Origin of the sequence: Francisella sp. SYW-9 (genome assembly GCF_008711465.1) — a bacterium.
GTDB lineage: Bacteria > Pseudomonadota > Gammaproteobacteria > Francisellales > Francisellaceae > Francisella.
The window spans coordinates 62,806-84,685 of sequence record NZ_VXKQ01000005.1 but is presented as its reverse complement, the minus strand read 5'-3'; the positions used below and the strand labels follow the sequence as shown (position 1 = coordinate 84,685).

Genomic DNA, 21,880 nt, shown 5'->3' with positions numbered 1-21,880 from the left:
TAAAAAACAAATTTTTAGTCATTAAAGTATATGAATCTTGAAAATAAAAATATAATTATTACTGCAGGTGGAACAGGTGGTCACATATATCCAGCTTTAGCTGTAGCGGAGCTATTGAAGCAACACAAAGCTAATGTAACCTGGGTCGGCAGCACCCCAAATAGCATGGAAGCAAATATAGTACCTAAATATTTCAATATCCAATTTATAAAATCATCTGGTGTCCGAAGAAAAGGAATAATAAAAAAGATCTCTTTCCCTATAAAATTAATAATCAGCACAATTAAAGCAAAATCAATATTAAAAAAATTCAAAACTGATCTTGTGATAGGATTCGGTGGCTATGTTTCTGGACCGATATGTCTAGCAGCAGTTCAAAATAAAATCCCTATTATAATACATGAGCAAAATGCAAAAATCGGTCTGACAAATAGGATCTTAGCAAAGCTAGCTAGCAAAATATGCTTAGCTTTTGATATAGACAATATCAAAGATCATTTCTCTGAAAAACAACTAGCTAGAACAAAAGTTGTTGGTAATCCTGTAAGAAAAGATATAGTTGAGTTAAATGACAAAATTAAAGATTTCTCTAACCCTCAACTTAAACTGCTAATCCTTGGAGGTAGCCAAGGAGCAAAAGCAATAAATGAAATTATTCCAAACTTAATTACAAAAGCTAAAGAACAAAATATTGATATAAAAATTTGGCATCAAACAGGAAAGCTAACACTTGAGCAAACTAAAGATAATTACAAAAATATTCCTGCAGATAATATTAAAGATATTTCAGCATTTATATTTGATATGGAAGCTGCATATAAATGGGCAGATCTGATAATTTGTAGAGCCGGAGCTCTAACCGTATCAGAATGCGCTGTAGCAGGATTACCTGCAATATTTATACCACTACCCTCAGCAGTTGATGATCATCAGTTTTTTAATGCTCAAAACATTGTCAAAAATGGCGCAGGTTTCTGCTTAAGACAGCAAGAGATGACTTTAGAAAATTTAATAGATATAATAAAGCCTCTATCACAGGATAAAGCTCAACTTGAAAAAATGTCACAAATTGCAAAAAAAACATTGATAAAAGACTCAAATGAACAAATATTAGAATGTGTAAAAGAAATTTTAAATAAGAATAATTAAGGATCTAAAATGAACTTTGATATGTCAAAGCTAATGCAACAAGCACAAAAAATGCAAGAACAAATGAAAAAAGCTCAAGAACAACGTGACAGTATGGAAGTCACTGGTGAGTCTGGAGCCGGGCTTGTAAAAATAACAATGACTGGAAAATATGATGTTAAATCAGTAAACATAGATAACTCTCTAATGAGCGAAGATAAAGAAATGTTAGAAGATTTAATTGCAGCAGCGGTTAATAGCGCTGTTAAGAAAGTTGAAGAAAACTCTTCTTCTACAGATATTCAACAAATGGCAAAAGATGCTGGTATTGATTTACCAAACGGTATGAACTTTCCTTTCAACAAGTAATGAGCAATAAGATATTCTCACCCAAAATTACAGCTGTAATAGAATCTCTGCGTAAATTACCTACTATTGGTAAAAAGTCATCGCAACGACTTGCATTACATTTATTAGACAAATCCCCTGAGACAGCTATTGCTATTGCTAATTCGCTTTTAGAGGCAACTCAAACAATTACAAAGTGCCAGCAATGTCAAGCATTAACAGAGAATACCATTTGTGATATATGTAATAATCTAAACCGTAATGATACTAAGCTATGCATCGTTGAAAGTATGCTAGATATGATAGCTATTGAAGAAGCTGGTATTTTTAAAGGTAAATACTTTATATTAAATGGTAGAATTTCTCCCTTAGATGGAATTGGTCCTAACGAGCTTAAATTAGATATTTTATCTGAAATAATTGAATCTCGTGAAATTGATGAAATAATACTTGCTATAAGCCCTACAGTAGAAGGTGAAACTACAGCTCATTTTATTTCTCAAATGATTAACAGTGATATTAAAATTTCTCGAATTGGTTTTGGTGTGCCATTTGGTGGAGAGTTAGAATATCTAGACCAACAAACATTACTACATGCTTTTAATGCTAGAACTAATATTTAGTCTTTAGCTATATTAAGAATTCTCTCTACATTTTCACAAGTATCTAATTTTCTTATCAAACGAATTAATAGATAAAGCTCTCGCCTATTTCTAACAACAACAATAGATGCCAGTTTTGCATGCTTATTATCTACAGACATCATTTCAAAAGTTCTAATATCGACACCTTCTCTAGCTAACGTTGCTGTAATTTTTGCAATTGATCCAGGTATATTTTTAAGAGTAATAGCAATCCGAGTTTTAAAGCTCGGATCATCATCACTATTTACAAACCAATCTGCTTCTATCTGTTTAACATTTTTTTGTTTAAGTTTTGCATATAGCTCATTACAACTTTTTCTATGAACCTCAACATTACCATCATCATTAACGACACCTAGTATCTCATCATTTGGTAACGGTAAGCAGCAATCTGCTATACGAGGATCATCACCATATCTAATTTGTATTTTTGACACAGATGATTTGTTATATGAGTTACGTATATCATCAAAATATTTAGCAATAAATTCAATAAAATTACTTGGATCTATTAACCCTATACCCGTATCTAAATAAAAACGATTTATAGTATCAATTCCTTCATAATTAAATAATGCACCATCTATAATCTCATTTGGTACTTCTTTTAACTCTACCTCTAAAGATCTAAGACGATTTTCAACAAGCTCTTTACCTTTTATATAATCTGTATTTTTATATTGTTGTTTTAAAAACTCTTTAATAGCAGACTTAGCTCTACCTGTCTCAACAAAATTCAACCAACTAGGGTTTGGATCAGCTACAGCTGAAGTAACTATTTCAACATGGTCTCCTTGTTTTAGCCTATAATTGAGAGGTACTGATTTTCTATTTACTTTTGCAGAAATACACTTATTACCAATGTCTGTATGTATAAAATAAGCAAAATCAACGCATGTTGAGCTTATTGGTAACTCAACAATTTCACCTTGAGGAGTAAATACATAAACATCGTTATTAAAGACATCGGCCTTAACATTTTCTAAAAACTCAACTGAACTCGCTGTATAAACATTAATATCAGAGATCTTTTTAAGCCATCTTTGTAAAGCTTTATCAGTTTTCTCACCTATTTTATAACTCCAATGAGCTGCAATACCATACTCAGCTTGGCGATCCATTTGCTCAGTTTTAATCTGGATTTCTAAAGGAATATTATATGGTCCTGAGACTACTGTATGTATTGATCTATAACCATTTGCCTTTGGAGTAGCTATATAATCTTTAAACCTTTGAGGAATTGGCTTATATAACTCATGAACTTTACCCAATGCAACATAACAATCAATTCTATTAGGTACTATGACTTTATATGCATACATATCCATGATCTCATCAAAAGAAACACCTTTTTTGCGCATTTTGTTATAGATACTATATAAAGTTTTCTTTCTAGATTTTATATCTTCTGGAGTAACAAGATCACCTAACTTTTCAACTAAAGCTTCCTTGACTTGATAAAAAACTTTTTCTTTATTCTTTTCTACTTTTTTAACCTTTTCTTCTAATATGTGATATCGATAAGGATGCATTCCTTCAAATGCAAGTGTCTCTAGCTGCTCTTTTAAAGTGTTAATACCTAATCTATGAGCTAAAGGTGCAAACACATCTAAGGTTTCTTTAGATACCCTTCTTTTCTTCTCAGGCTTCAAAGGTGCCAGAGTTCGCATATTATGTAATCTATCAGCTAGTTTTATAAAAATAACTCGAACATCTTTTGTTACTGATAAAAGTAATTTACGAAAGTTCTCAGCTTGCTGTTCTGCTTTATTTTTATGACGAATCTGAGTAAGCTTCGTTACACCTTCCACAAGCTGGGCAACTTTATCACCAAAACGCTCTGAAATATCTTCTGCCGTATATTCTGTATCTTCTACAACATCATGTAATAGTGCTGCAATGACAGTATCAACATCCATCCTAAGCTCAGCTAATATACATGCTACAGCTACAGGATGAGTAAAGTACGGTTCACCTGAGCTTCGCACTTGCGTCTCATGAGCATCGGCACCAAATATAAAAGCTTTAGATATTTTTTGTCTTTCTTCATCGGGAAGATAAGTTGAAATAAGCTTATTTAGACCATAGTAACAAAACATATTAACTAAAAAATTGATATATATTACCTAAATGATAAATTGAATTAAAAATCAAAGCAATTTATAACTACTTTGTTTTAAAAGAAATTAGATACTTTCTTGAAATAAATGCCATAAAAACTATTAAAGCAATATCAATTATTAATAATATCGCAGCTAAAGTTGTGTTGTATTTTTTCTGAGAAAATATAGCGCCTTGACCAGGAGGCACAACTGTTGTTGGATTATATGCTAAACCATAGTCTTTGATTATTGAACTATTTATATCTCTAACATTTATAACAGGTACATCATCTTTCAAATAGTTAACAGCAACAGAATTTACATACTTGTATTCAGGAGGCAAGTTTTTTGTAACCCCAGCAGGGAAGCTACGTAGCTTGATCATTCTTTTATCAGAGCTATCGCTTTTAGATGTTTTCTTATCCTTATCATCTTTTTTATCAGCTGTTTTTGGCTTAACCTGCTTAAGACCTATTGATGCCATATTACCACCAACATTTATATAAGCTTTAATTTTAGTATCTCCAGCAGCCTTTTTATAAAGATCCATACGTTTTTTAACAGAGGTATTCGTTGCATCTTTATATGGTACATTTATCACTTCATAACCATTTCTCTTAATCGCATCATTAAGCTTTAAAATAGCTCTAGGAGTCATCCCATAACCATTATCATGAGACCCACCTAAAGTTACACCTAATACTTTGTAATCGAAGAACCCCTTTTCAACTAGATTATGATAGATATCAGGCCAAGTAAAATCTGGTCTATTTGCACCAAACTGAGAGGCTCCAGCTGAGAAAATAATCAAAGGTTTTAATTTTAACGTTTTTATCGCAGATAGCATTGCTATATCTAAAGCAGGATAAGAGCCTGTTTCCTGAACAGCAACAGTATCACCCTCTTTCAAATTAAGCTGGCTTAACCAGCCAACAAAAAGTGCTGCCATATTAGGGTTTACCGAAGATCTTTTTGCGTACAAATCACCAGAATCTGTAGTTATTTCTGTCATTGATAAACCTATTAGACCTGTACAAGAAATATCTCCCATTCTTGGACATAAATAGCCTTTGGACATAAATAGTCTTTCAGTTTGTTCAAAAGCATAATCTGTCATTTTTGCTGCTTGTAGCTTCTGAGTATAGCCTTTGGTTTCAACTACTAGATTACCTTCAACAATATACAATGAAATAATCATAAATACTGTTAAAAACACAATTATATAACGTGATAAAAATTTACGGTGCCAATACATCGTTCTCATACTATATTCCTACTATTTGAGGTCCAATTAAAACTATTAATAATAAACGTATAACAATTGAAGCTATTAACAAAGAACCTATTGTTTCAATCAGTCCTTGTCTATCTATAGATAAAGTTATAAGCCCTGGAATAATATATCCTATTACCTGAAGGTTATTAGAATAAAAACTAGTAGTTAAATACTGTGAGAACAAAGCATTACATATAGTTCCTAGTATGAAAGATAGTAGTACTGTAATAGCAATTCTTCTTCTACCATATATAATCATAAACTTTGACATTAGTCTAACTATACCAAATATTACTATTGATATTAAAATAGTGACAATAACCCTATCAGGAGCCCCCATTTCTAAAGCAAAATACCCAGGTACAACCATACCACCTGTAGATAAACCTAAAAGCGATACAAAAACTAGCCCAACTATTAAACCAATCCCGATCGAGAGCGTTAATGGATCCATATTTTCTCCTCTGTATATTCTAAAAACTATAAATCATGTTTATTTTTGTGACTTTGATCACAATAATCAACCAAATCCATACCTATATCTTTAATATTTCCTACGCCAACAAGCATATAAGACTTTGCTTTTTGCGTAGCATAAACTTTCTCAAGTATCTCTATAGGCTTCATATCTTCGCAGACTATAACTTGCGAAGTTTCTGCTCCTAAAGACTTAGCATATTTTTTATAAAAAGATACAAAAACATCTGTCCCTGTACCAATAAGAGCAACTAAATCAGGCTTTTCCCAACCTAAGATAGCTTCTGCAATTTGCTTAGATCTATCTTCTCTGTCTGCTCTACAGTTTACGACAAGAACCTTCTTCTCACAGTCACGATACTTTTCAAAAAGCTTATCCCAAAGCATTTTAGTAGATACAGGATCATTAGCAGCAAAAGCGTTAGCAAAGTTCATCTCAGAATCTTTGATATCAAAGTTATACTCAGTCATCGCTCCTGGATCTGGTGTCGCTTCCCACATACCTTTAAGTGCGACATCACGAGGAATACCAAGATCATCTGTAACTTTTAAGGCTAAAGCAACGTTTATCTTAAACTCTGAATAAACAAATTTATTAATTTCATCATCAGATATCTTCTCAGCATCATCTGCTGTAGCTGGTATTAATTGAGTGTTTCTATCTTTACAAACATAGTCAAAGAAATCCAAATGAATATCTTCGGCTGTAAAATATTTTGATTTTACTGGAACTGTTCCTGCTAATGCCTTAGCAACATCTCTTTCTGTAGGCCCCATAACATCTAAGTGATCAGGACGAGCATTTGTTAGTACACCATGCGTCGCTTTTATTAGTTTAAGCTCACACAAAGCTTGTAACAAAGGTTGTAATGCCATGCATTCAATTATAATAGCATCTGCCTTTGCCCTTTTTGCCTTGAACATAATCTTAACTTGCTCGGCAATATTACTAAAACCTATTCTAAAAACTGGTGTCTCTGAACCATCTACATCAATATACCTTGCCAAAGTTCCTGTAGTTTTCGCTACAGTTGTATATCCACCAGCTCTAACTCCAGCAGCAATAAGCCTAGCTACACTTGATTTACCTCTAGTCCCATTTACATGAATTCTAATAGGAATACTCTTAATACTGATATTGTGAATTATATTCTCGATTATCAAATATAAACATAGAATTATAAAAACGCCTATAATTAACCAAAAATCCAAATTAGTCACCTATTTAGCTAGCATATCTAACAAAAGTATAGCATTTAAATTTTTATATACAAAGCTTACAAATTATTTATATTAGATCTTGATTTAATATATTTTTTACCTAGTTTCAGGCATCAAATAGACAATAGGAATCATTACTATTGACGCTACAATTAAAAGCCATGCAGGTGCTTGCAAATTCGCTGTTGAAACTACTAGTGATGTCGCAATAAAAGGAATCGTACCTCCAAAAAAAGAATTCCCAATATTATAACTTAGAGCATTACCACTATAGCGATACTTTGTTTTAAATAATTCTGGAGCAAAAGCACCATAAGCTCCCCATACAGCCATTAAAGGAATACTTAATATTACCATTGAAATAATTAAACCAAACAAGCCTTGTTCCATTATTATAAAACTTGGGTACGATAGGAAAAGATAAGTAAGTATAGAAAGTTTTATTAGAGGCTTTCGACCTATACAATCACTTATAAACCCCCATAAGGGTGCTAAAAATGAAAATAATAAACTAAATACTGTAACAATAGCTAAAGATGTAAATTCAGAATAATGTAATTCTGTAAAATGAGATTGTAAATATGAAAGAACCAAATAGTAAATAATATTTGCATATGCTGATAATGAGATAGCTAAAAACAATGGTTTTGTCTGCTTTTTAAACATCTCTCTGACTGGTTTGCTACATATCTCGCCTTGCTTTTCGAGCTCTTCAAAAGAGTAGCTCTCGGGGATTGACAGTCTCATAAGCAAAGAAACTAGCGCTAAGATAAGTCCTATAGCATACCCTAATCTCCAACCCCATAAATTTAGAGCATCTTGACTAAATACCCCAAATATTAACATAGCAACTAAAGATGCTAGAAAAACTCCTGTACCTGATGACATAGTTGCAAAACTTGCTACAAAGGCTCTTCGGTTTGGCTTGGCAGACTCAATCATAAAAACCATAACGCCCCCATAAGAACCACCAATAGAAAATCCCTGAAGAAGCCTCATAATCACTAATACAAATGGGGCTAAAACTCCTATACTACCGTACGTTGGTAAACAGGTAATAACAAACATTGGAACTATCATCATAACTATTGATACAACCAAAGCTTTCTTTCTACCTAATCTGTCACCAAAACTACCCATTACAACACTTCCAATAGGCCCCATAAAAAATCCTGCAGCAAAAACTCCAAAAGTCATTAATATAGCTGTATATTTACCAACATCAGGAAAAAATATATGGGCAATAACAGGTGTTAAATATGCAAAAAGCATAAAATCATACCATTCGACGATTGTACTAGCTGAAGCAAATATAATATGCTTTTTTGAAAGCTTATTCATTAAATCAAAAATGAGAGAGTATTATAAAGAATGTACTTTATACTCAGATAGACAACATTGCAAGATAATTTTTATTTGAGTAAAAGTAAAGTGTGGTGCGGACGGGGAGACTCGAACTCCCACGGTTGCCCGCTGGAACCTAAATCCAGTGCGTCTACCAATTTCGCCACGTCCGCAATAACTGGGGTGATTGATGGGACTTGAACCCACGACAACCGGAATCACAATCCGGGGCTCTACCAACTGAGCTACAACCACCATTACAAATTGCTAATTGTAATGGCACGTCCGGCAGGATTCGAACCTGCTACCCTCGGCTTAGAAGGCCGATGCTCTATCCAGATGAGCTACGGACGCACAAATAATGGTCGGAGCAGAGGGATTTGAACCCCCGACCCTCTGGTCCCAAACCAGATGCGCTACCAAGCTGCGCTATGCTCCGACAATTTCATTTAATGGTGGCCTGAGGCGGAATCGAACCACCGACACGAGGATTTTCAATCCTCTGCTCTACCGACTGAGCTATCAGGCCAATGACGTATATTATTACTTACTCTTGCTGTTAAGTCAACATATTTTTATAAGATTTTTTCATCATAGAAAGTTTTTATCTTTTCTCCATCTGCATAAGCATATAATGCTTGTGCAACTGATGTAGATCCAGAGCAAATATTACCTTTTTTATCTATCGCGATAAGACCAACGTAGTCACCTAACTTATTACTTTCTGCTATTGATTTATCAACTGCTTCAGACAGGCCCATACCATCTTTTACTCTAGTAGCAATTTTAGCTCCTACAGCTTGATTTAGGATATGTTCGCCGATACCAGTACAAGATATACCCATATCTTCATTTGCAAAGTTACCAGCAACTGTAGGACTATCTCCTACACGACCTGGATATTCAAACCCAGCTCCACCGGTTGAAGTCACAGCACATATTTTTCCTTTAGAATCTAAAACAACCACGCCTATAGTTCCTGTATAACCTTTTTTTAGCTCAAGATATTCTTGATATCTTTTTTCTGTCATAGGGTTGTATTTAGGAAGCTTCATAATATCGTGAGCAAATGTAGTAGCTTGATCTGCTGCTAATACACTGTGATGCTGTAGCATTAAACGATTAGCAACTTCTATTGGATTTTTAATATTTTGAATATTAATTACACCTGCAAATTTTTTATTTTGGCTATCTATAATAGATGCAGACATTCTTATTTGGCCATCTTGCTGTACTCTAGAACCTGTACCAGCATTAAAGATTTCATCATCTTCTAATAGTTTTGCAGCAAATACAGCTACTTGATTAGCATCATCAACTTGTCTGAGATACTCATAAGATTTTTCAACTATTGGTAATAAATGTTGATGATAATCAACAAAAGAAGTATTTTTGTCCTCTCTTGCACCACAACCACCATGAATTATAATTTTTTGCATATTTTCACCCTATTTAATGTTAATAATTATAATCTGACTGACTTATAGGGATTATAAAAGAATTTTTATGATTAGTATTCAACTAAGCAGGTATTTAGATCAAATTTTTGTCCTTCTAGTAGCATGTGCATACGAATATCCACTAAACTAATTGGCGCATTATTACGAGCATTATGTAATGATGAATGCTTTAAGTGTGAGAAATCAATAATTGTCACCATACCTGATCCGACGACTTCAATTACGTTATCAGAGTTTAGTAACGCTGCAGTATCTTCATCAATACCTACCCCCACCATATATGGGTTATATGATAATGCTGCAAGAAGTCTACCTAATCTATCTCTTTGCGAAAAATGTTGGTCAACTAAAAGCTTATTTGTCAGACCAAGACCTGGAGCTAGATTAACCATATTACATCTAGGCATTAATCCAGCCTGACCTCCGGCAATCATAAAGCCTGAAATAAACGCTGCGCCTGCTGATGTACCAGCAACATTAACACCTTTTGCATTTAATCTACGGATAAGTTGGGCTATTGGAGTACCACCAAGAGTTGTTGAAAGAAGTAACTGATTGCCTCCTGTCATAAATATACCCGTGCATTGAGAAAGTAAATCTTGATACTCTTTATTAGAAGTTGCTTCAAGACGTGTCTCAATTTTTAGGTTATAAACATCTTTTACACCCATCTTTGTAAAAATATCTACATATATATCACCCGTATCTGGTAATTTAGATGCAGTAGGTATAACAGCTATTTTAGCATTCTCACCACCTGATAACTCTATAAACTTCTCTAACACTGTAGGACTTGCAAACTTATCTTCTCCGCCTCCAATAGGCATAATAAATCCACGATGATCCTTTTTGACTGGTTTAGAAGGCATTTTTAAAATCTCCCTATAATATATAAAAAATTATGTAGTAAAATAACATTTTGATAAAATAATACTAATTAATGAATAATTTTTCTATAAAAAAGGTTTATTTTTTCAAATCTTTAAGGTATTTAATATATTTACGCATTTATTATTTGATGATATGCTATCTACCAATATAATATATTTGTCTATAAATTTATAAAATGAAAACTCTAAAAGCCCTAACTATTGGTGGTGCAACACTAGATACAATTATTGAATATGAAGAAATGTTCACTATGAACATGCAAAAAAAAGATACTACCCAGTCTTTTATGTTACTTGAAGAAGGTGCAAAAATAGAAGTTAAAGAACATAACTCTTTTTCTGGTGGTGGCGCTACTAATGCCGCTGTTTCTTTCAAAAAGCAAGGTATTGACGTTAGCTTCTTTGGAAAAATAGGTAAAGATATTACCGGCGAAAAAATATCTCAAGAACTTAAAGAATTTGGTATTGATATATCAAATATTAGATACTCTAATAATTATGGTACAGCTACATCTTACGTAATTCCAACGTTAAGTGGTGATAGAACTATTTTTGCATATAGAGGTGCAAACAAAGATATACTAAAAGATGACTTACCATCTCAGACAATTATAGATAGTGACTTCATATATATAACTTCTCTAAGTAAGTCTTCCGCAGCTAGACTACCTGAGATAGTTAAACTTGCCTCAGAGAATAACACAAAAGTAGCTATTAACCCTGGCTCAAGCCAACTAAGTGTTGGAGAGAGTTTTATAAAAGACTCAATGTTTGGTATAGACATATTAGTTTTAAACTATCAAGAGGCTCAAAAACTTATGCTTTCTTTACTTTCTACTGATGATCAAGATATTGCTGAGTCAAAAGATAGATTAGAAACAACTCATACCGAAGATAGCAGAGACTTTTTAAATGCTACTTTTAGACTAAAAGACTTTTTTAAAATATGTTTAGATCTTGGAGTCAGGCTAATTATGGTGACAGATGGTGCAAATGGCGTCTATGCTGCTACTAAAGACAAAATATACCATAGTGAATCATTACGCATTAAGAATGTTCTAAATACACTAGGAGCTGGTGATGCATTTAGTTCAACATTTTGTGCCAACATATATAAAGGAAATAGTATCGAAGACTCTATGAAATTTGCTTTGATTAATGCAAGTCATGTAATCCAATACTCTGATGCAAAATCTGGATTACAAACGTCTGAAAGCTTAGAAAGAATCAAATCAAAAATGAATTGTGGTTTAAATAAAAAGATAACTGTTACGCCATGGTAAAGCTATTTAAGGGATTAATTTAATTATATAAGCATAGGCCACAAATCCAAAGAATACCCACCTCTGTGGGTAAACAGCAAAGTTATTAGCTATATAACTACCTTCTAGCTAAATAATTACCTTCAAAAAAAGACTCTACATCTTTGACATAGTAGTCTATTTCTTGATTTTCGTAAAAATTAGCCTCTGATTTATGATCATCAGCATGGACTAATACAGTTTTCATCCCTAGGTACTTAGCTGGCACTAAATTGTGTGAAGAGTCTTCAAAGAAGATAGAGTTGGTAAAGTCGATATCAAACTTACCTCTACCTATATCAAAATATTTTGTTTTTGGTTTAGAGACTAGACTTGTATCTTCAATAGTTAAGATCCCATCAAAACTATTATTTAAACCAAATTGTTTTAATACTCTATCTGTATGAAAATTAGAAGCATTTGTAAAAATATAAGTACGATTTTCTTTTCTTAGATCATTTATATATTTATTTAGCTTCTCATTTGGTTTAAAGTGACTAATCTCTATATCATCTATAAAATCTAGAAACTCTTTTGGCTCTATATTATGATATCTCATCATACCCAGCATTGTAGAACCAAATTCATAATATAGCTCATCACGGATTGCATTAGCTTTTTCAGTATCTGAAATGTTTAGTTTAAGTTTAATATAATCACTCATTCTAGCCATTTGGCTATCAAATAAGCCATTATTATAAGGATAAAGTGTATTATCCAAGTCAAATATGTAGGTTTTCATATCTAAGTTTCCTATATTTATTAACTATATTATATAATTTACCATTTAATGATTTTATAATTTTACTTATAATATTATTTTTGTAAATTTGAGACATTTTTTACAGTTGTAGGTATTTTTTCGTAGTACCATTACACAAGTATTATTCTCTATTTTTATTAATAAATACCTATCAAAATTAAAATGAATAAAATTATTTTTTCTTTTTTATTTCTTCTAAAATTAAAAGCATATTTTGATAGAAGTATGTTATATAAGTAACTTTTTTCTAAAATATACAGTGAAAATTTATATTTAAGCTCGAGATTAAGTACCTTTATTATTTTTATTGTCTCATTTCTATACCACGAAGAGAAAACAAGCTTAAATCTCTTAGTTAAAGCTTTTATACCATTATTTGCACCAAGTTGATTAGAATTGTGCTGCCTATATCGCATACTAATTTTTTTGTCTATATACCAGCCATATCCATTTTCTCTTGCAAATGCATATATTACCCAGTCATGGAAATCTATTTTATTTACCTCATGCCATTTATCTACTACAAAAAATTTTACTTCCATTGCTAATTTTTGACTTAAAACATAAGTGCATCCCGGACCCGCTGGCTCAAATATATGGTCATACCTTGCTTGGGCATTTGCTTTTTTTAATATTAATTCTTTACCATCTTCCCAAAAAGCTAAAACATCTGCAGAATAACCATCTACATTTTGCTCCTTTATACAATTTATAGAATTAATAAGTTTATCTACATACCAAATATCATCTTGGTCTGCTAAAGATATATAGTCAAAATCAGAAAAATCTACATCCTTAATAAGTCTATAAAAATTTTTTGATGCCCCACCAAATTTACCAACATCTTCAAGTATTATAACATTGCTGTTCGTTACAGATACCTTCTCTAATATTTTTTTTGTTCCATCAGTAGACAGGTCGTCACTTACAAATATAGTTACATCAACACGTACTTGATTCAAAATACTATCAACTTGCTCACTAATATATTCTCTACCATTATATGTTGCTAATAAGACTGCTATTTTAAACATTATTTCAGGACCTTTTTATAAAATTTCATTAATTCCAAAAAAATATATTTCTATATTCATAGAAAACTCTTTAGCCTCGCCCTAAGATGCTTTAGTAATGAAAAAAATATCAACAATGGTATAAATGGAGTTAACCACTTTTTGAGTTTAGCTATTTTTACAAACATTTTTATCTCGCCTTTTCTCATAAGCCACTTATTTGAACTAAGCCCTCCTTTTGCAAGCTGTGATCGAGCTAGTCTAACAAGTGGAAGATCCACAAAGTAAACTTTATTTTTCAAAGCTAATCTAAGCCAAAGCTCATGGTCTTCAGTATATCTCATACTTTCATCAAAGTATTCCAAGATATCCTTTTTAACTACAACACTAGGAGTCACTGCGAAGTTTCTAATCAATAAAGAGATAAATGAAATTTCTTTTGGAATTTTACTTTGAAATCTTCGATTTATATTATTGTCTAAAGTATAGGAATGTCCCAATATTTCAATACTGTTTGCTTCTAAAATATCTAAAACAATTTGTAGCTTTTGAATATGCCAAACATCATCGCTATCCAAAAATGCTATCCACTTGCCACTTGCTTCTTTAATGCCCCTATTTCTAGCACTAGAAACACCACCATTTGGTTTATTTATAAGTTTAATAATTCTATTTGTATCATTCTCAGATATTAACTTTTCTACAAGTTTTTCACACCCATCCGTCGAGCCATCATTAACTACTATTATTTCAATCGATTCACTGTAGCTTTGATTTATAACTGAATTTATCGTAGCTACAATCGTATCTTTTGCATTATAGAGTGGAATTATTGTTGATATTTTCACTTTAGCTTCCTAAAAAAAGATTGTTTTATTAAAGATACTTTTGAAACATATTTTCCAAAAAAAACTAACTTTAATAAATCATACACATAATACTTATCTATAAAGCGATATAGCTTATAACTTTTCCTTACTTTATGTTTTTCTTCAATTGCATTTTTATCAATAGTAAAACTAACTCCACCTAATCTAAAATTTGCAAGTATTGATTTAACTTGCACAAATGTAACCCCTAATAAATAAAACCTCAGCATTAAGTCCCAGTCAGAAACTATTTTATAATCTATTGAAAAAAGACCATACTTAATATATATTTTTTTAGGGACAAATATAGTTGGATGATCTAAAATCATTCCTTTTTTCAGTAACTTTAAGTTTTTTGATTGATTTAAAATAAAAGATTTTTTACTGTCGGGTACAATTCTTAAATACCCATAAAAAATAGTTTGTTTGTCAGAAGCAATATATTCGTGAACAACTTTTTCAACTGTATCAACTTCATACCAATCATCAGAGTTAATTAGTCCAATAACATCACCATTAGCTAGGCTAATACCTTTATTCATGGCATCATAGATACCACCATCAGGCTCGCTTATCCAATAATCAACTTGCGACTCATATTTTTTGATAATATCAAGAGTACTATCTGTAGAGCCCCCATCAATAATAATATACTCAACATGTTTATATGTTTGATTTATCACACTTTGAATGGTTTCCTCTAGATGATTTTCACCATTATAAACAACAGTTATAACTGTAATTAAAGGTTCTTTTTCTTGTGATTGTTTTTGTATATTTTGAAGTCGTAGCCAGCCTCTCTTCCTCTTATTATTTTCCATCACTTAGTACTTCTTGATATAACCTAATATATTTCTTAACCACTATCCTATTATCAAACTCGTTTAACACTTTTGCTCGAGCATTTTTACAAAGGTTATCATAACCCTCGTTGTTCAAAACCCACTCTATGCCATTGGCCAAATCATGGCTATCAAATGCTTTTGCTAAATAACCATTACTTTTATGTTCTATCATATCACTATTACCACCTATATCAAAAGCTACAATAGGAGTACCACAAGATAAGTTTTCCATAATCATATTTGATAAATTCTCTTGTTTACTAGGTACAACAGCTACATCCACAGCACTATACAAAGTTGCCAGGCTAACATCATCACTTAGTATTCCTAAATAGTGTGTCTTAAAATTAAACTGTGGTGGATTTTTAGGCTTACTACTACCTACTATTACTAGTTCAATATTATTTGATGTCTCCAACATTTCTTTTAGAGCAAGATTTAATTCTTCAAACCCCTTTCTAGGATCACTTGTTGCACTCATTGCTCCAAAAAGTATTAACTTCTTATTACTGGGTAAATTCCAAAGTTGTCTTGATATATATTTGTCAAATTGTTTATAGCTTTGTGTATTTATAGGGTTAGGTAAATTCTTATGCTCCTGTTCTTTTAACAAAGGACTTTCACTAGCAGTTTTATTTAACCACTGACTAAGTCCAATAATAGTCATACTTTTATGTTGATATACCCTTTGTTTTCTTTTGAATGTTTTATTGCTTAAATCTTTTCTATTATCACTAGAAAGTATAGGACAATTTCCACAGCCTTTTATATAATTTTCACATCCATTAGTATAGTGACATCCTCCTGTAAAAGCCCACATATCATGAAGTGACCACACGATCGAAGCTTTGATCTTAGCTATATCTTCTACTTTCAGCATTGCCCCATTAATCCAATGCAAATGTACAATATCTGGATTTATAGAATTAATTTTTTTTACAAGATTCTTTGATGAAATATTTGCGGAACTAAAGACTTCTTTTAATTTATTTTTATACCTTTTTTTTATAAGTGCTTGCTCAACTCTAGGCTTAAAAAATGCAGACAGTTTTTCAAGATTAGATTCTGGAGCTAATACAGTATAGTCATCGCCTCTTTTATTCATAACTAACATCTGACTATCAATACCTATGTCTAGTAGAGACTGATGTAATCTATAAGCTGCTTTTCCAGCACCTCCATAAATATCAGTGTAGTTGACTATTAAGATTTTCATTTTTTAAAAGCTCGTTTTATAGGTCTTAAAATAGTTTTTAAAAGTTCAATAATTGGAAAGACTATTTTAGATAGTTTTTCAAATAGTCTAATTTTTAACCAATTTGTTTTTTTTTCTTCAACTTTTTTATAAATAGTTGCATGACTACCCTCAAGTAAACCTACTACTTCAAGCCCCATCATTTTAGCAAATTGATTAAATGTATATCTAAAATGAAAAGTTCGTGGTAAATGACACTTAATTACGGGATAAAAACAGTTAGCTATAATTAAATATCCATCTTGCTTAACGCTCTTAATCATAGACGCAAAGTCTTTTAAAGGATCTGGAACATGCTCTAAAACATCTGTAGAAACTAAGCAATCATAGCTCTCGCTTAGCTTATCAACAAAATGAATATTACTAAACTCAGATGCTCTTCTCAAACCAAAATCACTAGGATGTGGTTCATATATATTCATTTTAATAGTTTTATTTTTCTGAGCAATTAATCTTGCTAGTGTTCCAAAGCCACCACCATAATCAACTACACCTTTAAACTTATTTTGAACTATCCAGTCACTTATAGCATGACGATGCTCCATAGAAACATTATGTTGTTCTATAAAGAGACCATTTAAAAGCCATACAGGATGAGAGTAAAACTTACCTATTTTTTCCCAGTCTAAATTTTTGCTATCACACCCATAATAATCCCAAACAAGATCCATCAAAAACCACATTTGTTCTAAATCATCAAAATTCTCTTTTTTTCTTTCAAGAAGTTTTTCTATTTCATCTTTTTCTATATTTGTTAAATTTTTATCTTTTAGAACTATATTCATTAACTAGCCTTTCTACCTGTAAATAGTTTTAATATTTTATCTATTACTCTTTTGTAGTACGACTTTCTTGAGAGTAAATAAAAGTTTTTCACTTGAGATAAGGCAAAAATTAATTCTTTAATTTCTATTGTAAATTCTATACTCTCTTTTTGATTTAAATCGTTATTTTGATAGCTATCTGAATCCCCACAATGTTCACCTGAAGAATCATGCCCAATATTTTCAACAAATGTCTTTGCTGGATTTAAACATAAACCACTATTTTTAAAAATAGTAGCATACCAGAAAATAGCCCAAGTATTAATTTTGCCCTCTTTGTTTGAAACAACTTGTCCCCAAAAATTTTCAACCCCATCAAGATTGAATCTTTTTATATCTTCATGAGTAAACTCGCCTGTAATTTTATCGACATTTTTTTCATAGTGCTGCCACCTATTTGCCCAAGTAGCCCAACCCCAGCAATTCATTACTCTCCATAGAAATGTATCATCTAAGCTTTCTGTATTAATTGGGTAGTTCCAACCACTTATATGCCAAACCTTATCTTCATTTTGATAAAACTCCAAAGCATCATTCATAAATTTCAAAAAATATGGGCTTGCAACAATATCATCTTCGAGAACTATTATTCTGCCATACTGATTAGCTATCTTAGTAACTCCGTCAATTATAGAATCCGCAAGTCCCCAGTTTTTTTCTCTTTCTATAATAGTTACTTTTCTAAAACCTTTGATAGTTTTAATATAATTTCGTACCTGTTGGACTTTCTCTATAGCATATTCATTTTTAGGAGCATCAGAATATATAAATAATTCACTATCTATAGCAAGTTTATTCTTCTGTAAAGCTTCAATTGTTTGTTGTGTATGCCATGGACGATTATAAACAAATAATACTATAGGCGCTAATTTCTGCATTTTCTTTAGACTAATCTTTTTTAAATAAATCTCTTGTGTAAACTTTATGCTCTATATCAAGTAGATCTTTATCATTTCTATTAGTAATAATTAAATCACAAAGACTTTTAAAAGTCTTTAAACAATCAACTTTAATAAAGTTATTATCAATGACTTTTAATATTGGCTCATATACTATGACTTTAACATTAGATTTAACTAATTTATCAATAATATCAAAAACTGCAGACTTCCTAAAATTATCACTGCCTTCTTTCATTACCAGCCTATATATGCCAACAACATTTGGATTTCTGTCTAATATCTGCTGTGTGATAAAGTCTTTGCGTGTTTGATTAGACTGTACGATTGCACTAATCAAATTATTAGGTATGTTTAAATAATTTGCTTTTAGCTGCTTAGTATCTTTTGGTAAACAATAACCTCCATAGCCAAAACTAGGATTATTATAATAATCCCCTATTCTAGGATCTAAACAAACTCCTTTGATAATATCTTGAGTATTCAAATTATGTGATTCAGCATAGGTATCAAGCTCGTTAAAATATGCTACTCGCATTGCTAAGTAGGTATTAGCAAAAAGCTTTACAGCCTCTGCCTCTGTTGATTCCATGCACAATATAGGAACATGTTCTTTTAGAGTTCCCTCTTTTAGTAAGTTAGCAAAAGCTTGGACTTGCTTTGACTTATCTCCCATTATTATCCGACTAGGATATAGATTATCATACAGAGCTTTTCCTTCTCTTAGGAACTCTGGTGAGAATATAATATTACTTACGCCTAATTCTTGCTTTAATAAACTTGTAAACCCTATTGGAACCGTTGATTTAATTATAATAGTGGAGTTTGGCGATATTTCTATACAATCTTTGATAACAGCATTTAGAATAGAAACATCAAAAGTATCTGTAGTATCATCATAGTCTGTAGGTACAGATATAACAATATATTCAGCATCTTGATATGCTTTGTGCATATCAGTAGTCGCTATATAGTTAAGCTCCTTTTCTTGTAAATAATGCTCTATATACTCATCTTTTATTGGTGATATTTTACTATTAAGCAAATCAACCTTATTTTGATTAATATCCAAAAAGCACACTTCGTTATTTTGTGCCAGTAATATACCATTACTTAAACCTACATAACCTAAGCCAACTATTGTTATTTTCATAGATACCTTTCTTTATAAAAATTTTCACATATAAAAAATACCGTATTTACTGATTTTGCATATACTAAATAATTTTTAGTATATAAAAATTTTACTATCTCATTATCAAAAACATCTGTTAAATTACTTTTTAGAATCTCAATCAATATAACTTTTGGTCTATATTTTTCAAAATCATGAGATTTAAGCACAATAAAATCCAAACCCTCAACATCAATAGACAAAAAATCTATTTTTTGATGCTCAGATAAGCTTTGATTAAGAACTTCTGCTAGAGTTAATGTTTGAAGGTCTTTTGTAAATTTTATGAAGTAATTGCTCTGACCACCTCTTTCTTCTGATATTTCTTTTGAGAAGCCATTTAATGCTGGTTCATTAAAGGCATAATAAGTTAGAGTCTGTATTTTATCCGAAATTGGCTTTTCTATATTTATATCTCTTGGTCGCAGCTTGCTAAATAGCTTCATGCTACCAGGCATAGCATCTATATTCATTCCACTCCAACCTTTTTTATAAAAAAGATAGGTATTAGAGAACCTTTTAGGATGATGAGCACCAACATCGACATAAAAGCCTTTTTCTTTATATTCAAAAATCCTTTTTAAAATTAAATCTTCACCCTCTTGCGAGTATGATTTGGTAGCATACCCATCTAAGTAAGTGTTTCTAAAATAGCTCAATTTCTCTTTAACTATCTTAGGTAAAACCGCTTTAACAATTTTTTTTAACATTTAATATCCTCAAAATCAAAAAACTTTTTGATAAACAGAAAAAGTTCTTTCTAGTTTTTTGCCAAAATAAGAGACTGAGATACACAGCCATAAAGTATGATATTAAAGTAGCTAGTGCAGCTCCTTGTATTCCAATATTTTTAATAAAAATACAATTAAGTAAAATATTAATAAGAGCTCCAATAAAAGTATTTATCGTAGAAAATATTTGTAAATTCTCAGTTAAAAGCCATCTGCTACTAGCAACCCCAAGAGCTACAAAAACCCCAGCCCAAATATGAATCATAAGTACACTACCTGCTTGATTATACTCTTGTCCATAGAGCAAATTAACTACCCAATCACTCATAAATGTCATTGGCAGTGCAATAGCTATCGCCATCCATACCATAAGATCATAAAGCCGCTGAAGTCTAGTATAATACAGATCTTCACTTACTTTTTTTGCATTGATAATAGCAGGAAACAACGATGAACATATAACTGTTGGCACAAAATACCAAACTGTACTAATTTTTACAGCCGCAGCAAATTGTCCAACTTCTTCTGCTCCTAACATATGATTTATCATAACCTGATCTATATTCATATATATAGATATTGCTAAACCACTCAAAATCAATGGCCAACTATCTCTTAATAATGATTTTGCAACTGCAAACTTAAATCGCCACTTCTTGATATTCCCAAATTTTTCAGATTGATAAAAATATATAAATCCTAACGATAAAGTAAAGCTATCTAGAACAACAACCATAGCAAAATAGATTAATTTAGCACCACACAATATAAGTGCTATTTTTGTAATTGATGATATTACGAGGGAAATTAAATTTGCAAATGCAACAAATTTACTCTTTACCTGACTTTGAAAATAAAAATCTAATACATTAAAACTTTGCATCATAGTAGACAAGGCTACTATTAAAATGATACTTTTTGTATAGATACTTTCATCGGAGAGATAGAGGACACTAGACAATATTATTAGTAATGCAAAAAATCCTATAAATTTAAGACCAAATGCAGTCCCTAAAATAGTATTTGATTTACTTAAATCTTTTACTAATTCTCTAACAACTATACTATCTAACCCCAAAGTCGTAATTATACTAAAAAGAGCTACAAAACTTGTAGCATAGTTTAAGACACCAAATTCTTTTGGGCCTAAATATCTAGCAACCCATATACCAACAACTAAAGATGCTAGCATCCTTGATATATTGCCAATAAACAACCATCCAGTATTAGCAGAATACCTTTTAAAACCTTCTGATAACTTTAAATTAAGAGCCATAGAAGTTCCTTAATTGCTTTAGATAAATAATCTTTTACAA

The 21,880-nt window shown here is 31.5% G+C and carries 21 protein-coding genes and 5 tRNA genes; 4 read left to right on the top strand and 22 right to left on the bottom strand.

Annotation, left to right across the window (positions count from 1 at the left end; all coding sequences use genetic code 11):
- Positions 1-30: 30 nt before the first annotated feature.
- Genes murG through recR form a run of 3 tightly spaced genes read left to right on the top strand, consistent with a single transcriptional unit; the run spans position 31 to position 2,099 of the window.
- Positions 31-1,149 (top strand): undecaprenyldiphospho-muramoylpentapeptide beta-N-acetylglucosaminyltransferase, encoded by a 1,119-nt coding sequence (gene murG / locus F3D62_RS01400; RefSeq protein WP_150466467.1) that lies wholly within the window; start codon positions 31-33, stop codon positions 1,147-1,149.
- Positions 1,150-1,158: 9 nt separating this feature from the next.
- Positions 1,159-1,497, top strand: coding sequence for a YbaB/EbfC family nucleoid-associated protein (locus tag F3D62_RS01395; protein ID WP_150466466.1), 339 nt, complete (start codon positions 1,159-1,161; stop codon positions 1,495-1,497).
- Entirely contained in the window at positions 1,497-2,099 is a 603-nt protein-coding gene (recR, locus tag F3D62_RS01390; RefSeq protein ID WP_150466465.1) for a recombination mediator RecR, read from the top strand. The genes F3D62_RS01395 and recR overlap by 1 nt, the downstream gene beginning before the upstream one ends.
- Here the strand turns inward: recR and F3D62_RS01385 are convergent.
- From F3D62_RS01385 to F3D62_RS01330, 12 genes are all read right to left on the bottom strand, one after another.
- Entirely contained in the window at positions 2,096-4,219 is a 2,124-nt protein-coding gene (locus F3D62_RS01385) for a RelA/SpoT family protein (RefSeq protein WP_150466464.1), read from the bottom strand. The genes recR and F3D62_RS01385 overlap by 4 nt on opposite strands.
- 67 nt (positions 4,220-4,286) lie before the next feature.
- Positions 4,287-5,486 (bottom strand): poly-gamma-glutamate system protein, encoded by a 1,200-nt coding sequence (gene pgsW, locus F3D62_RS01380; protein WP_150466463.1) that lies wholly within the window; start codon positions 5,484-5,486, stop codon positions 4,287-4,289.
- A 1-nt stretch (position 5,487) separates the two neighbouring features.
- A complete protein-coding gene (gene pgsC / locus F3D62_RS01375) occupies positions 5,488-5,952 on the bottom strand; it encodes a poly-gamma-glutamate biosynthesis protein PgsC (RefSeq protein WP_072712710.1) in 465 nt (154 codons plus the stop codon).
- Between the two features lie 26 nt (positions 5,953-5,978).
- Positions 5,979-7,196 (bottom strand): poly-gamma-glutamate synthase PgsB, encoded by a 1,218-nt coding sequence (pgsB, locus tag F3D62_RS01370; RefSeq protein ID WP_150466462.1) that lies wholly within the window; start codon positions 7,194-7,196, stop codon positions 5,979-5,981.
- A gap of 96 nt (positions 7,197-7,292) precedes the next feature.
- Positions 7,293-8,537: an MFS transporter gene (locus F3D62_RS01365; RefSeq protein WP_150466461.1), complete on the bottom strand. Its 1,245-nt coding sequence runs from the start codon at positions 8,535-8,537 to the stop codon at positions 7,293-7,295.
- 93 nt (positions 8,538-8,630) lie between these two features.
- A tRNA-Leu gene (locus F3D62_RS01360) sits at positions 8,631-8,713 on the bottom strand.
- A gap of 6 nt (positions 8,714-8,719) precedes the next feature.
- Positions 8,720-8,795 (bottom strand) — tRNA-His (locus tag F3D62_RS01355).
- A gap of 22 nt (positions 8,796-8,817) precedes the next feature.
- Positions 8,818-8,894 (bottom strand) — tRNA-Arg (locus F3D62_RS01350).
- An 8-nt stretch (positions 8,895-8,902) separates the two neighbouring features.
- Positions 8,903-8,979: transfer RNA gene (locus tag F3D62_RS01345), tRNA-Pro, on the bottom strand.
- A 14-nt stretch (positions 8,980-8,993) separates the two neighbouring features.
- Positions 8,994-9,069 (bottom strand) — tRNA-Phe (locus F3D62_RS01340).
- A 46-nt stretch (positions 9,070-9,115) separates the two neighbouring features.
- Positions 9,116-9,979 (bottom strand): isoaspartyl peptidase/L-asparaginase, encoded by an 864-nt coding sequence (locus F3D62_RS01335; RefSeq protein ID WP_150466460.1) that lies wholly within the window; start codon positions 9,977-9,979, stop codon positions 9,116-9,118.
- Between the two features lie 71 nt (positions 9,980-10,050).
- Positions 10,051-10,869, bottom strand: coding sequence for a cyanophycinase (locus tag F3D62_RS01330; protein ID WP_150466459.1), 819 nt, complete (start codon positions 10,867-10,869; stop codon positions 10,051-10,053).
- Positions 10,870-11,066: 197 nt separating this feature from the next.
- Between F3D62_RS01330 and F3D62_RS01325 the strand changes: the two genes are divergently transcribed.
- Entirely contained in the window at positions 11,067-12,173 is a 1,107-nt protein-coding gene (locus F3D62_RS01325) for a carbohydrate kinase family protein (RefSeq protein ID WP_150466458.1), read from the top strand.
- Between the two features lie 97 nt (positions 12,174-12,270).
- On the opposite strand, the gene F3D62_RS01320 is transcribed toward F3D62_RS01325, so the two are convergent.
- The 10 genes from F3D62_RS01320 to F3D62_RS01275 form a co-directional block, all read right to left on the bottom strand.
- Complete coding sequence (locus F3D62_RS01320) at positions 12,271-12,933, bottom strand: pyrimidine 5'-nucleotidase (RefSeq protein ID WP_150466457.1); 663 nt, start codon at positions 12,931-12,933, stop codon at positions 12,271-12,273.
- A 158-nt stretch (positions 12,934-13,091) separates the two neighbouring features.
- Entirely contained in the window at positions 13,092-13,988 is an 897-nt protein-coding gene (locus F3D62_RS01315; protein ID WP_150466456.1) for a glycosyltransferase, read from the bottom strand.
- Positions 13,989-14,044: 56 nt separating this feature from the next.
- On the bottom strand, positions 14,045-14,815 hold the full coding sequence (locus F3D62_RS01310; protein WP_150466455.1) for a glycosyltransferase family 2 protein: 771 nt from the start codon (positions 14,813-14,815) through the stop codon (positions 14,045-14,047).
- Positions 14,812-15,657 carry a glycosyltransferase family 2 protein gene (locus F3D62_RS01305; RefSeq protein WP_150466454.1) on the bottom strand — a complete coding sequence of 282 codons (846 nt, stop codon included), beginning with the start codon at positions 15,655-15,657 and terminating at the stop codon, positions 14,812-14,814. Before F3D62_RS01305 ends, F3D62_RS01310 begins: the two co-directional genes overlap by 4 nt.
- A complete protein-coding gene (locus F3D62_RS01300; protein WP_150466453.1) occupies positions 15,647-16,897 on the bottom strand; it encodes a glycosyltransferase family 4 protein in 1,251 nt (416 codons plus the stop codon). The genes F3D62_RS01305 and F3D62_RS01300 overlap by 11 nt, the downstream gene beginning before the upstream one ends.
- Positions 16,894-17,721 (bottom strand): class I SAM-dependent methyltransferase, encoded by an 828-nt coding sequence (locus tag F3D62_RS01295; RefSeq protein WP_150466452.1) that lies wholly within the window; start codon positions 17,719-17,721, stop codon positions 16,894-16,896. The genes F3D62_RS01300 and F3D62_RS01295 overlap by 4 nt, the downstream gene beginning before the upstream one ends.
- Positions 17,721-18,638: a glycosyltransferase gene (locus F3D62_RS01290; RefSeq protein WP_150466451.1), complete on the bottom strand. Its 918-nt coding sequence runs from the start codon at positions 18,636-18,638 to the stop codon at positions 17,721-17,723. Before F3D62_RS01290 ends, F3D62_RS01295 begins: the two co-directional genes overlap by 1 nt.
- Before the next feature lie 10 nt (positions 18,639-18,648).
- Positions 18,649-19,812: a nucleotide sugar dehydrogenase gene (locus tag F3D62_RS01285; RefSeq protein ID WP_150466450.1), complete on the bottom strand. Its 1,164-nt coding sequence runs from the start codon at positions 19,810-19,812 to the stop codon at positions 18,649-18,651.
- The gene (locus F3D62_RS01280; RefSeq protein WP_150466449.1) at positions 19,809-20,543 is read right to left on the bottom strand and encodes an FkbM family methyltransferase; all 735 of its coding nucleotides are present in this window, start codon (positions 20,541-20,543) and stop codon (positions 19,809-19,811) included. Before F3D62_RS01280 ends, F3D62_RS01285 begins: the two co-directional genes overlap by 4 nt.
- Positions 20,524-21,840 (bottom strand): flippase, encoded by a 1,317-nt coding sequence (locus tag F3D62_RS01275; protein WP_150466448.1) that lies wholly within the window; start codon positions 21,838-21,840, stop codon positions 20,524-20,526. The genes F3D62_RS01280 and F3D62_RS01275 overlap by 20 nt, the downstream gene beginning before the upstream one ends.
- Between the last annotated feature and the right edge of the window lie 40 nt (positions 21,841-21,880).